Raw genomic sequence first — 12,871 nt, forward strand, 5'->3', positions numbered from 1 at the left:
AGCGCGATTGTCGCGCTCTCTTTTTTTTCAGATTCTCCTTCCCTATACCTTCACCCATCCCTCATCCCACTGAAACTCCGTCTTCTCACTACACGTTTCAGTGAAAATGCTCTCTGGATAAGGCAGGGCCAATTCCGGCCTGTTTTCCGCGCTGAAGTAACGAAGTTCGGCTGTCTCACTGTCGATTGGATTGTGGTCACCACCTCTTATCTTGCATTCAAACACAAACACTACATACTCGACCTTGTGTCCATTGGGATATTGGTAACGAAAGTCTTTCCCGCCAAAGACACCCAATATTTTTTCAGGGACAATATGCAGACCTGTTTCTTCCCACACTTCACGGACAACGGCTTCGGCCGGTGCTTCGCCTGGTTCGATCGCTCCTGCCGGCAGGCTCCACTTCTCCCCATTGCCTTTATTCTGGAATAAAATCTTCCCTTCTCCATCCCTGATGATCCCTGCCACGCTGGGCATGAAGATGAGCTCGCTTCCGACTTTCCTTCTAATCTCCTGATAATACTCTGACATTCCCATTCAATTCACCACCTGAATATCCATTCGCCGCCGCCCCATTTTTTCCCTTCTTCAGATTAAACCTTGCACTCACTGGGTTCACCTACATATTTTATAGAGTATTTACCATGAGCTTAAAATAAGGAGTGTGCCCAAGTGAACCCTTATCAATATTACAACCCAAAGTATTACGACCCGTATACAAACTATGACTTTGGTTATCACGCACAGCAACAGAATTTTCACGACTTTGACCGACAGCCTGCCCTGGAACGTCGAGTGAACCAGCTTGAACGGCAGTTCCAGGTTCAGAAAACAGAGCTTGACAGACAAAATAAAGAAATTGCCCGCCAAAACAGGGAGATTGCCAGGATCAATAAGGAAATCAGCCGTCTTAACAATGAGATTTCCCGCTTGAATCAAAATGACGAGCGCCATACCCGCCGTCTAAACCGGTTGAACCAGAGGCTTCGTACGGTTGAGAACCGACTGAACATACCATTCCAAGCAACAGATGGCGAGTTTTAATATCGAATAATAAAGGACTGAAGCCGTATCAGTCCTTTGTATCTTTTTTCCATTTAATAGAAATAATGATATGGAAATAATATTCATTAAAATAGACAAAATTGTGCTACTATAGATGAATAACCCATTTTGAAATCACGTAAGCTTTTCCGCTTACTTTAGGAGCAGGATATGAAAAAAAAGCAATATGTCCTTATCTTTTTCATTCTGAGCATTGTCTGGATTTTCGGGACAAACTATCTGCTGAGTTTATACGCACCTTCAAACTTTGTTGAGGTGATTGAACACTCGAAGGAAATTCTTTATGTTTTGCTGGCAGGAGGGTTTTTCTATTATTTCATCTCGAAAATGGAAGAACTGAGTGCTGCAAAAGAAGAAGAGAAGCGACTTTCTACATTGATCAATTCGATGGTGGATTTTGTCAACTTCAAGGATGGAGAAGGCCGATGGATACAAGCCAATGACTTCGGTTTGAAATTATTTGACATTGAGAACGTTGACTATAGAGGCAAAAAGGATTCAGAGCTGGCAGAGTATAGCAACTATTTCAGCGATGCGCTGAGATATTGCGAGATTTCCGATGAAGAAGCCTGGAAAGCAGGCGGGATCATTCGTGTCGAGGAAGTTTTGCCCCAGCCTGATGGATCTGTCAAGACATTTGATACGATTAAAGTCCCCCTCTTCAATGATGATGGCAGCCGGCAGGGACTTGTTATCATCGGCCGGGACATTACCGAACGAAAAAATGTCGAAACCCTTCTTGAAGAAAGCAGGCAGCAATACCGTTCCCTGTTTGAATACAGTCCGGATATTGTGTCGATGCTTGACTTGAATGGGACAATCACTAATCTAAATCCACAGTTCGAAAAAATAACTGGATACAGCCGTGATGAATATATCGGAAAAAACCTTGCTGACTTGATTCCAGAAACCTACAGGCAGAAGGTTTTGGAAAAGGTAGCGAGTGTGGTTGAAAACCGCTGTCCGCAAATGTTCGAGCTGGAGTTAATGCATAAGAACGGGAAACCGCTCATTTTCCAGAGCACTTCACTTCCAATTATCGTGAACGAAAAAATCGCGGGCATTATCTGCAATTCCAGGGATGTGACAGAGCTCCGCGAGACAGAGGAGCGTTTGCGCCGTACGGATAAGCTGTCTGTAGTCGGCGAGTTATCCGCAAGCGTCGCGCATGAAATCCGCAACCCGCTCACTTCCTTAAAAGGACTCGTCCAATTGCTTCAAATGGAAGATGAGAAGCATCAGCTTTACTACCAGATCATGATCGATGAACTGAACCGGATCAATCATATCGTCAGCGAGCTGCTCTTGTTGGCCAAGCCGCAGCAGATCAAATACACAGAAGCAGACATACAGATGATTCTGCACGATGTGATTTCCCTATTAAAAACAGAAGCAAGCCTCCATAATATTCAAATTGAGTTCCAGGTCAAAGATCATCCTGTCATGATCGAATGTGAACCAAACCAGCTAAAGCAGCTATTCATTAACATTGTCAAAAATGCAATTGAGGCTTCTACTGGTGAAGATACCGTCCTCATCACTCTGGAGAGTTTTGATAATAATGTCTCAATCAGAGTCAAGGACGAGGGCATCGGAATCTCGAAAGAATTGCTGGAAAGAATCGGGGAGCCTTTTTATTCTTCCAAGGAAAAAGGAACCGGACTTGGAATGACCGTCAGCTTCAAAATCGTCCAATCCCATAATGGCACCATCAAGTTCACCAGCGAGCCTGAAAAAGGGACAGAAGTCATTGTCCAATTGCCAATCAAGCATGAAGACAAAATGAAGAACCTTGAGAAATCAACCAAGTAAAAACGCGAAAGGACTTGTCCTCTCGCGTTTTTTTTTAATCTTCATCTTTAATGTCGATGTCTTCAGGCACTGGTTCATTCATGATTTCTTCTACCAGCTTTTTGTAATTCTCGACCTGTTTCAGATGGGTATTGAATTGGTCTTTATAAATCAAATATTGCTCTCCGTCATGAATCGCCCTGATTTTCCGCTGAAAGACCAGGTTCTCCACCTGTGCCTCTGGGATCGATAAATATTCTGCTGCTTCTTTTATTGTCAAATACACAATAGTTCAGTCCTTTTTTTCTTTTTTGGCCGCAAGCTGATCGACAAGCTTCTCGGCTGTCTTTCTGTAAAAATTGCTGATATTGATCAACGATGCAATCAATAATACTGTTTCGAGTTCTTCAGGTTCATCTTCCTGAAGCGTCTTCACTTCTTGTTTGACATCCTGTTCCGTTTTAAGGACGTCCTCATTAAAAATCTCAATATTCTTCTCGTGCAGCTTTAAATAGCTCTGATAAAACTTATTCAATTGAAATTGTCCAGACTCTGTCCTCTCGTTGATGCCTTCCAGTGTCTGCTTGATATCCTGGATGGACAGGCCTCCTTTCAACTGGTAAATCAAGCTGATCAGGATCAGCTGCTCCTTTGAATACTTTTTATTTTTGACAGGAAAGAATAACTTCCCCTTCGCATAATTGTTGATCATCGTTTTCGTCAGGACTTTCTCATCTTCATTCCTTGTCGAGCTGCCGAAATTCTTTTCGAACAACTGGATGACTTGATCCATGTATAAGTCGATTTCAGGAATGTCCTCAAGCGCAATATTATTTTCAAGATTAAGCTCCGCAAGCAAGCTCGCTAAATTTTTCAATATGAATCCCTCATGTTTTTTATTTTCATTATAATGCAAAAAAAGAAGGACGTAAACATTGACTACTTGATGTAATAATAATATTATAATAAGTAGTTATTGAAACTATATATAGAGACATGGAGGTTATATTATGAATAGCTACATCCGCGAACCTATTAATGGACTTACCCATCTGGCCGGTGCTTTACTATCCTTTGCAGGTCTGCTTGCACTTGTCATCAAGGCTTCAATCACCACCGGTTCACCACTTGTGATCACATCCGTGACGATTTTTGGACTCAGCATGATCCTGCTTTACACAGCCTCGGCCACTTACCATATGGTCATCAGCAGGGATAGCATCATCGCCTTCCTTCGAAAAATCGACCATTCGATGATTTTTGTACTGATTGCCGGAACCTATGCCCCTTTTTGCCTGATCAGTCTCAATGGCGCAACAGGCTGGACGCTTTTTGGCATCATCACTTTTGCAGCTGTGTGCGGGATTCTGTTTAAAATGATCTGGTTCAGGAGTCCAAGATGGCTATCGACCTCCATCTATATCATCATGGGCTGGATGGTGATTTTCGTGGTGTCTCCCCTCTCGTCCATATTGAATCCCGGAGGAATTTTCTGGCTTGTTGCCGGTGGTATCCTCTACACAATCGGAGGCGTCATTTATGCGTTAAAGCCTGATTTCCTCCGCTCAAAGCATCTCGGTTTCCATGAAATATTCCATATCTTCATCATGCTTGGAAGCCTTGCACATTTTTTCAGTGTTTATTTTTATGTCTTATAAGAACAAAAAGCGCAAGCGCCTTGGTCAGCCCCGACAAGCGCTGGAGGGCCTGACAGTGAAGTCGTTTTTTTGACTTCATTGGCAGGACCGAAACGTCTCGAGGAGTTAGGAGCCGCAGCTAGCCAGTCGACTCGAGGGGCTAGGCGCTGGAGCTGGATTAAGACTCCCATATTTAGTTATCCACACAAAAATACTTTTATAATTTCCAAAACAATTAAAATACGCCTGCTCTCCAACAAGGAAGAGCAGGCGTATTTAGTTTACCCTACATTTGAAATGTTTGTTTCCTGATCTTTTTTATGAAAACCTTTAGCATAGTAAAAACCCGTAAGAAGTGCCAGCCAAAGCGGCCCGATGAAAAGGGCGATTTTCGTATCAGGGCTGAAGGCCATCAGTACGACTACAAAAGCCAAGAACGCCAATGATAAATAGGAAGTGAACGGGAACAATGGCAGCTTATACTTCAGCTTGTCCACTTCATTCTGGCGCAGGCTTTTGCGGTAACGAATCTGTGAAAGGAGAATGATTCCCCAGGTCCAAATTGCCCCAAATGTCGCAATACTTGTCACCCAGGCAAATACTTTTGCCGGGACAATATAATTCAAGGCGACTCCAATCAGCAGTGCCCCAGCCGAGGCCAGAATGGCAAATCCCGGAACCCCGTTCTTCGTCAACTTGCTGAATTTCTGTGGCGCTTCCCCGTGGTTGGCAAGATTGAACAGCATCCGGCCTGTGCTGAAGATCCCGCTATTGCAGGATGATAGTGCAGCAGTCAGCACGACGAAATTGATGATGCCAGCTGCAGCAGGAATTCCTAATTGTTCAAAAGTGATAACAAAAGGACTTCCCTTTTCCCCAATCTCATTCCATGGAAAAATAGACATAATCACAAACAATGCTCCGACATAGAAAATCAGGATGCGCCAGAATACTGAATCAATCGCTCTGGAAAGGGATTTCTCAGGATTCTTGACTTCACCAGCGGTAATGCCGATCATCTCGATTCCCAGGTAAGCAAACATGACCATTTGCAACGATAACAGAACACCTTTAATCCCGTTAGGAAATAAGCCGCCGTTCTCCCATAAATTTTGGATCCCTGTTGGAATGCCACCATTGCCGATTCCCCATATGATCATGCCGGCTCCTGAAACAATCATCGCTAAAATCGTGACAATTTTAATCAACGCAAACCAGAATTCAAGTTCCCCATATGCTTTCACAGCCAGGAAATTGACTGATGCCATTATCACCAGGGCAGCCAGCGCCCAAATCCAGCGTGGCGTTTCCGGAAACCAGAATTCCATGTATATACCGACTGCAGTGATCTCCGCCATGCCAGTTACAATCCATAAAAACCAATAGTTCCAGCCAGTAATATACCCTGCCAGCGGACCAAGATAATCCCTGGCATATTTGCTGAATGATCCGGCAACCGGCTTTTGGATTGCCATTTCCCCCAACGCTCTCATAATGAAGAACATGATCATTCCACTGAAAGCATATCCCAGCAGGATTCCTGGTCCCGCCAGTTTGATGGCAGAAGCTGATCCCAGGAACAGTCCGACCCCAATGGCTGCGCCTAAAGACATTAGTGTTACGTGCCTCTGCTCCAACCCTCGCTGCAGTTCATTCTCTTGTGTTTTCTCCATGGTGTCTGTCCTCGTTTCTAAACCCGATTTTAATATTTGGTATAATAATCTTCCCGACTCCTGCCAATCCCTTCGGTAGTTGAGGATCGGCAACTTAACCTACTTCTTATAAACATATAAAAACAAACTTAAACCTTTTTTATTAGAAAATTACTATTCTTAAAAAATTTCCTTGTGCCATTTTACCATGAAAACGCCGCTTTAAAAATATGTAAATATTCTTAAAAAGAAAATGCCTTTTCAACCAGCACATGGTCGAAAAGGCAGATGGTCTTCAATTCATTTTCATAAAAAACCTAATAAAACATTCGTCTTCTTTGTTTGGCGGCAGGCTGGTACTTTCGCATAGGGCCGTAATCCAGCACTTCTTTTAAATAATAATCGCCATTTGGATTTTGCTGCTTCAAAAGTTCCGTCAAATATGTAATATCATCCATCGCTCTGTGGGTTTGGAATTTCGAGATGTTGTGCGCCTGCAGCAGCGTCAGCAGCTTGCTGTTTGGAAACCCATGGTTTTTCCATTGCACATTTTTCATCGTGCAATACCACTGCATCTCATTGACTTCGGGATACATCCTGAAAAGGAAGCTTCTGTCGAAGGAAGCATTATGGGCAAAAATCGCATCAGTGCGATTGAAGTATTCCATGATTTTTTCATCGTAAAATGTTTTCCCGCGCACCATATCATAATGAATGCCATGAATCCGGTATGCCCTGTCATAATTTCTTTGCGCTGTTGTCGACAGCGGCTCCCTTAAATAAGAATCTTCATCAAGAATATCGATGATTTCTCCTGATTCTTCATCAAAGGAAAAAAGCTTCAAAGCCAATTCTATGATTTCATCCGAATCCGGGCCCAGTCCGGTTGTCTCTACGTCCACTACCAATCCAAGCTTGTTCTCTTTGTTCAAAAATGTCACCCTTTTCAGCTGGAGTATATGATTCTATTTATCATCATATAGCAGAAATTCTCCCATTTCCAGCTAAAGGCAGCAGGATGAAATCATTTCCAGACTACGTTCTATTGGTTATCTCCAATCTACCCGCAGCATTCTTCATAAAAATTTTCAGAAGCGCGAAGCCGATTGCTGCACCACCAAGTGAACTGGTGAGAAATGCCGGTACCATACCAAACAACGCTGCTTCTTTACCCAGGAACAATGCAGCGATTGGATAGCTGGCAATAGCGCCAATGATGCCGGTGCCAACTACTTCCCCTGCAAACGCAAAGCCCAATTTCGTCGTTTTTTTATACAAATAGGCTGCCAGAAAAGCGCCGATCATGCTGCCAGGAAACGCGAAGACAGATCCGGTGCCCATTAAATTCCTGAGCAAGGAAATGCCAAATGCCTGGGCAACAGCGTAGTATGGTCCAAGCAGAACGGCGGTCAAAACATTGATAAAATGCTGCACTGGAAACACCTTGACGATTCCGAGCGGGATAAACAACATATGGCTCGTCAATGTACCGATCGCCATCATCATGGCGGTGAGGGTAAGCTTTTGAGTGTGTCTCATTTTTCACCTCCGTGTAGTGTTTTCTCTTAATCTTGCTGTGGCTTCCTTGACGTCATCGGCATGGCTGATCGCTGTGATCACAGAAACTCCATCCGCTCCGGCCTTCATTACAGCTGCTGCATTGTCCGCATTGATACCGCCGATTCCGACAATGGGTATGCCAAAGGCTTTTAACTCTTCGATCATAGCTGTTCCCTGGACCGCTCTTGCATCCGTCTTTGTTGCCGTTGGAAAAACCGGACCGACACCGAAATAATCTGCTCCAGATTGCTTAGCTTTTTCCGCTTCCTCCAGGTTGTGTACAGAAACTCCAAGTATCTTATCGCCGATTTTTTCTCGGACCTGTGCGGCATCTTCATCCTCCTGGCCGATATGAACGCCATCCGCATCAAGCTCCAATGCCAGTTCAATATCATCATTCACAATGAAGGGGATTCCGTTCTCCTTGCAAACTTTTTGCAGCCTCTTGCCAAGCTCCAGCTTTTCCGAATCAAAAAGACAGCCTTCTCCTTTTTCCCGATACTGAAAAATCGTGATCCCTCCGCGGATTGCTTCTTCAACCACTTTAACGGGTTCCTGAAGACAATTCGTGCTGCCAGCGATAAAATAAACCTTCAGCAAGCTTTTCATTTTTTCAGGACTGATTCTTGCCATGAGATGACCTCGCTTTCCTTTTTCAAATTGTAGGCCCAGTGATTAGTCGGTCCATGTCCATTCCCTATATTCAATGGGTTGGCAATGGCGGCCTGGATGAAATCCTTCCCTGCAGACACCGCTTCATGGACCGAAGACCCTTTTGCAAGCTGTGCTGTGATTGCAGCGGAAAATGTACACCCTGTGCCATGGGTATTCTTCGTCTCAATCCTTGGTGCGAAGAAATAAGAAAATTCCCTTCCGTCAAACAGGACATCAACAGATTCGTTTGTTTCCTCATCATGCCCGCCTTTGATGACTACATTTTTCGCTCCAAGGGCATGAATTCGTTTTGCCGCTTCCTTTTTCTCATCCATACTTTTTATAGACATGCCTGTCAGCACTTCGGCTTCGGGAATATTCGGGGTGATGATGAGACATAGCGGGAGCAAATGTTTTTTCAGTGCCGATACAGCCTCCTGTTGAAGCAATGAGGCTCCTCCCTTCGCAATCATGACCGGATCGATAACGACCTTTTCCCAGCCAAACTGCTTTATTTTTTCCGAGACCGCTTGTATGATTTCCGCGTTAAAAAGCATTCCTGTTTTTAATGCGTCCGTTCCAATGTCCTCACCAACAGATTGAATCTGATCCGCTACCGCCTCTGGTTCTATTGGAAAAACTCCCTGGACACCAAGCGTATTTTGCGCGGTAACAGCAGTCAGTGCTGATGTGCCAAAGACCTTCAGTTCCTGGAATGTCTTCAGGTCGGCCTGGATTCCGGCTCCGCCGCCGCTGTCCGAGCCTGCGATGGTAAGTGCTCGTTTCATATTCATTTACCTCCATTTTTCGAAAGAACTTTTATTGTAGATTTCCTCAGCATCCAAATGGTAGAGCTGGTTCAGCAACTCCACCTGAAAACTTCCCGGTCCCTGCATGGCGCTTTTATCAGCGGCAACTTCAGCTGCTACTCCGTAAATAGTCAGTGCAGCAGTTGCTGCTTTCAAAAAATCCTTTTCAATTGCAGTGAACGCCCCGATTACTGAAGTCAGCAGACATCCGGTACCCGTAACCTTTGTCAGGATTGGGTGTCCATTTTTGACCACAAACGTGGATTCCCCATCTGTAATGATGTCTTCCTTCCCTGTCAGCGCCACAATTGTATTCAATTTTTGAGCAGCCGATTCAGCGAGCTCGGTTACATCCCCCTCCGAATCTCCTGCGTCAACACCGCGTATGTTCCAAGCTTCACCTGCTACATTAGCAATTTCCGCGGCATTTCCTCTGATGATCGCAATCTCCAATTCTTCCATCAGCCTTCTTGCGGTTTCCGTCCGATAAGAAGTAGCACCGGCACCGACCGGATCAAGAACGACTGGCACTCCATGCTCATTTGCCGCTTTGCCGGCAATCAACATCGACTGTACGACTTCAGGCCGCAACGTTCCGATATTCAGCACAAGGCTACCCGCCATGCCTGCCATTTCAGCAACCTCTTCTTGTGCATAGGCCATCACTGGCGATGCTCCCAGAGCCAGAAGCCCATTAGCGGTAAAATTCGTGACCACAACATTAGTGATGTTGTGTACAAGCGGATTCTCCCTGCGGACCTTTTCTAGCAAACCCGCAATCTCTCGTTTTTCCATTCCAATTTCCTCCTTCATCCATCCTCAGGCCGCCATCTACAACCAGAATTCCTTCTCGTTAATCCATCACAGGACGCCAATTCCTCCCCTTTAATCCATCACCAGGCCGCCGTCGACGACCAGATTTTGTCCGGTAACCGCTCGTGACCATGGTGAGGCAAAAAACAAGATCGAGTCTGCTACTTCTTCCGGATCGGTCACCTTTCGAAGCGGTGTTGACGATTCGATGAGCTGGAACACTTCCTCCGAAGTAGCAGAACTTGCGTCGGTCATTTTTAGCAGTCCGCCAGAAAGCATATTGACGGTGATGCCATACTTTCCAAGTTCATTCGCCATATTCCTCGTGAATCCCAGCAAAGCTGCCTTGCTTGTTGTGTAGTCATGATAGGCGACAACCGGGTTCTGGAACAGGTTCGTGCCAATATTGACGATTCTGCCAAACTTCACTTCTTTCATATCCGGCAGTCCCGCCTGGATGGTATTCAATGCGCCGCGGATCGCTCCTTCAAGCTGCTGGTGATAATCCTCCCAGCCCAATGCAAAAGCATCCTTGTTCGCCACCGGGTCAAATTTGAAATTGACAAGCGCATTATTGACGATGGTCGTAATCGGTGCCCCGAAATGTTCTTTTGCCAGCCTGAACATGCTTTGGACCTGTGCTGGGTCCCTTACATCCGCCCCGACAGCAAGTGCATTTTCACCAATGCTTTCTGCCAGAATCTTTGCCTTTTCTTCATTCTGAAAATAGTTGATGACAACCTTCGCACCTTCCCTTGCAAAAGCTTTAACCGTTTCTGCCCCAAGGCCACGGCTTCCTCCGGTTACTAACACAACTTGATCTTTTAATTCCATTTGTTTAAACCTCCTTAAAATATAAAAAGCCAGATCCCTAAATAATGGACCTGGCTTAAAAGCAAAGTAAGAAAACTTCTCTCACACTACTTTCCTACGCTGGTATTACCCAGATCAGGTCCGAAGGGTTAAAAGACTTAGCGTCTTCCTCTCAGCCCGCAGCAGGGCACCCCTAGTAGTTCATCGAATATTCAGTTGTCTTTATCCTAGCTCTATCTGCTATATATGTAAAGTAAGAAGTTCATATTCTGCTATTTTTCAGTTCTTCCTTGATTTCTTCCAGAAGCTTGAGTTGCTGGTCCTGCTTTTGGTTGATACTTGCAGCCAATTTTTGCAGTGTAATCGTAACCGACCAGAGTGACAGCATCAAAACAATGATGACGCCAAGATCAATCATCTTTCTTTTTTCCTTCGGTTAAATCGTCAAATGGAGTGTAATGATTGCTTGGCAGTTTTCCTGAGCGGATTATTTTGAAAATCAAATAAAACACGACAAACAATACAACGAACGTGAAAACATATCCCATAATGACCAGCCTCCTTCTATTTATTAAACAATAATCCCAATACAAAAAATGGAATTTTCATTCTTTTTAAAATGGTGTTCCAGACGATCTGTGCTAATATGAAAATATACATAGTAATAGGAGATGAAAGGACATGAAAAACGAGATTATCGAAAGATTCACTTCTTATGTAAAAGTTGATACTCAATCGAATGAAAACAGTGAAACCACTCCATCGACAGAAGGGCAGCTCACCCTTGCCAATATGCTTGTCGAAGAGTTGAAAACAATCGGAATGGAAGACGTCACGATTGATGAGAATGGTTATGTGATGGCGACACTTCCTGCCAATATCGATAAGGATGTCCCAACCATCGGTTTCCTTGCCCACGTTGATACAGCTACTGATTTTACCGGCAAAAATGTTAATCCGCAGATAGTGGAAAACTTCGATGGCAACGAAATCATCCTGAATAAGGAGCAGAATATTATTCTGTCGCCAGCTGATTTCCCTGAACTTCCTCAATATAAAGGCCACACTTTGATTACGACAGATGGAACGACTCTTCTCGGCGCTGACAACAAAGCAGGGATAGCTGAAATCATGACAGCAATGGCTTATTTGATCAAGCATCCGGAGATCGAGCATGGTAAGATCCGTGTTGCTTTCACTCCGGATGAGGAAATCGGCAGAGGGCCTCATAAATTCGATGTTGAAGCGTTCAATGCAAAATTCGCCTACACTGTGGACGGCGGCCCGCTTGGCGAGCTGGAGTATGAAAGCTTTAACGCAGCCAGCGCTAAAGTGACTTTTAAAGGAAAGAACGTTCACCCCGGCACGGCAAAGGGCAAAATGGTGAACTCCGCCAAAATCGCGATGGAATTCAACAGCAAGCTCCCTGCAGAAGAAGCGCCTGAGCACACTGCAGGATATGAAGGTTTCTTCCACCTCAGCTCGATTAATGGGGATGTCGAGGAAACGACGCTGAGCTATATCATCCGTGATTTTGACCGTGACAGCTTCCAGGCACGCAAGGAATTGATGCAGAAAATCACCAATGAACTGAAGCTTACTTACGGCGAAACCCGCGTTGAACTTGAAATGAACGACCAGTACTACAATATGAAAGATAAAATCGAGCCTGTGAAAGAAATCGTCGACATCGCTTATGAGGCTATGGAAAACCTCGGCATCAAGCCGATCGTTAAACCAATCCGCGGCGGCACCGACGGCTCACAGCTTAGCTATATGGGATTGCCGACTCCGAACATTTTTACCGGCGGAGAGAACTTCCACGGGAGGTTCGAATATATCTCTGTGGATAACATGATGAAATCTGTTGAAACCATCGTGGAAATCGCGAAACTTTTTGAAGCAAAAGCTTAATTAATTACACCATGAAGCCAGATTCCCAAACTAAAAGGAATCTGGCTTTTTTTCATGAGCGACTTACACCGAAATCAGCCTCAGGTCGCATCATGATTTAAACCCGTGGTGCATTGGGAAGAGGAATGATTTGCCTTATTCTGAATATAGAAAGAGTTGGAAG

General features: G+C 44.6%; 16 protein-coding genes and 1 riboswitch. Of the genes, 4 read left to right on the top strand and 12 right to left on the bottom strand.

Annotated features, from left to right (window positions below; genetic code table 11):
• Positions 1-42: 42 nt before the first annotated feature.
• Positions 43-537: an NUDIX hydrolase gene (locus J7E38_RS11510; RefSeq protein ID WP_214707426.1), complete on the bottom strand. Its 495-nt coding sequence runs from the start codon at positions 535-537 to the stop codon at positions 43-45.
• Between the two features lie 135 nt (positions 538-672).
• Here J7E38_RS11510 and J7E38_RS11515 point away from each other — a divergent pair, with 135 nt between their 5' ends.
• Together J7E38_RS11515 and J7E38_RS11520 are read left to right on the top strand one after the other, a co-directional pair.
• The gene (locus tag J7E38_RS11515) at positions 673-1,044 is read left to right on the top strand and encodes a hypothetical protein (RefSeq protein WP_214707428.1); all 372 of its coding nucleotides are present in this window, start codon (positions 673-675) and stop codon (positions 1,042-1,044) included.
• A 171-nt stretch (positions 1,045-1,215) separates the two neighbouring features.
• Positions 1,216-2,877 (top strand): PAS domain-containing sensor histidine kinase, encoded by a 1,662-nt coding sequence (locus J7E38_RS11520; RefSeq protein ID WP_214707430.1) that lies wholly within the window; start codon positions 1,216-1,218, stop codon positions 2,875-2,877.
• 34 nt (positions 2,878-2,911) lie between these two features.
• On the opposite strand, the gene J7E38_RS11525 is transcribed toward J7E38_RS11520, so the two are convergent.
• Both J7E38_RS11525 and J7E38_RS11530 read right to left on the bottom strand, forming a co-directional pair.
• A complete protein-coding gene (locus J7E38_RS11525) occupies positions 2,912-3,142 on the bottom strand; it encodes an excisionase family DNA-binding protein (RefSeq protein ID WP_214707432.1) in 231 nt (76 codons plus the stop codon).
• Between the two features lie 6 nt (positions 3,143-3,148).
• Positions 3,149-3,733: a DUF1836 domain-containing protein gene (locus tag J7E38_RS11530; protein WP_214707434.1), complete on the bottom strand. Its 585-nt coding sequence runs from the start codon at positions 3,731-3,733 to the stop codon at positions 3,149-3,151.
• Between the two features lie 133 nt (positions 3,734-3,866).
• On the opposite strand from J7E38_RS11530, the gene trhA reads away from it, so the two are divergent.
• Complete coding sequence (gene trhA, locus J7E38_RS11535; RefSeq protein WP_214707436.1) at positions 3,867-4,514, top strand: PAQR family membrane homeostasis protein TrhA; 648 nt, start codon at positions 3,867-3,869, stop codon at positions 4,512-4,514.
• Positions 4,515-4,774: 260 nt separating this feature from the next.
• Here trhA and J7E38_RS11540 read toward each other — a convergent pair whose 3' ends face one another.
• From J7E38_RS11540 to J7E38_RS11580, 9 genes are all read right to left on the bottom strand, one after another.
• A complete protein-coding gene (locus tag J7E38_RS11540; protein ID WP_214707438.1) occupies positions 4,775-6,166 on the bottom strand; it encodes an amino acid permease in 1,392 nt (463 codons plus the stop codon).
• A gap of 296 nt (positions 6,167-6,462) precedes the next feature.
• Complete coding sequence (locus tag J7E38_RS11545; RefSeq protein ID WP_144475109.1) at positions 6,463-7,077, bottom strand: exonuclease domain-containing protein; 615 nt, start codon at positions 7,075-7,077, stop codon at positions 6,463-6,465.
• A gap of 103 nt (positions 7,078-7,180) precedes the next feature.
• Complete coding sequence (gene thiW / locus J7E38_RS11550; RefSeq protein ID WP_214707440.1) at positions 7,181-7,684, bottom strand: energy coupling factor transporter S component ThiW; 504 nt, start codon at positions 7,682-7,684, stop codon at positions 7,181-7,183.
• A 3-nt stretch (positions 7,685-7,687) separates the two neighbouring features.
• On the bottom strand, positions 7,688-8,338 hold the full coding sequence (gene thiE, locus J7E38_RS11555; RefSeq protein WP_214707442.1) for a thiamine phosphate synthase: 651 nt from the start codon (positions 8,336-8,338) through the stop codon (positions 7,688-7,690).
• Positions 8,311-9,153, bottom strand: a complete 843-nt coding sequence (gene thiD, locus J7E38_RS11560) for a bifunctional hydroxymethylpyrimidine kinase/phosphomethylpyrimidine kinase (protein WP_215038493.1) — start codon at positions 9,151-9,153, stop codon at positions 8,311-8,313. The genes thiE and thiD overlap by 28 nt, the downstream gene beginning before the upstream one ends.
• Complete coding sequence (gene thiM, locus J7E38_RS11565) at positions 9,154-9,963, bottom strand: hydroxyethylthiazole kinase (RefSeq protein WP_214707446.1); 810 nt, start codon at positions 9,961-9,963, stop codon at positions 9,154-9,156.
• A gap of 90 nt (positions 9,964-10,053) precedes the next feature.
• Positions 10,054-10,815 carry a 3-oxoacyl-ACP reductase gene (locus J7E38_RS11570; RefSeq protein ID WP_214707448.1) on the bottom strand — a complete coding sequence of 254 codons (762 nt, stop codon included), beginning with the start codon at positions 10,813-10,815 and terminating at the stop codon, positions 10,054-10,056.
• A 74-nt stretch (positions 10,816-10,889) separates the two neighbouring features.
• A riboswitch (TPP riboswitch) is annotated at positions 10,890-10,999 on the bottom strand.
• Between the two features lie 57 nt (positions 11,000-11,056).
• Positions 11,057-11,212: a hypothetical protein gene (locus tag J7E38_RS11575; protein ID WP_214707450.1), complete on the bottom strand. Its 156-nt coding sequence runs from the start codon at positions 11,210-11,212 to the stop codon at positions 11,057-11,059.
• Entirely contained in the window at positions 11,205-11,342 is a 138-nt protein-coding gene (locus tag J7E38_RS11580) for a hypothetical protein (protein ID WP_214707452.1), read from the bottom strand. Before J7E38_RS11580 ends, J7E38_RS11575 begins: the two co-directional genes overlap by 8 nt.
• Positions 11,343-11,475: 133 nt before the next feature.
• Between J7E38_RS11580 and pepT the strand changes: the two genes are divergently transcribed.
• On the top strand, positions 11,476-12,708 hold the full coding sequence (gene pepT / locus J7E38_RS11585) for a peptidase T (RefSeq protein ID WP_214707454.1): 1,233 nt from the start codon (positions 11,476-11,478) through the stop codon (positions 12,706-12,708).
• Positions 12,709-12,871 lie beyond the last annotated feature (163 nt).

Source organism: Bacillus sp. ISL-35, assembly GCF_018613355.1.
Classification (GTDB): Bacteria; Bacillota; Bacilli; order Bacillales; family Cytobacillaceae; genus Mesobacillus.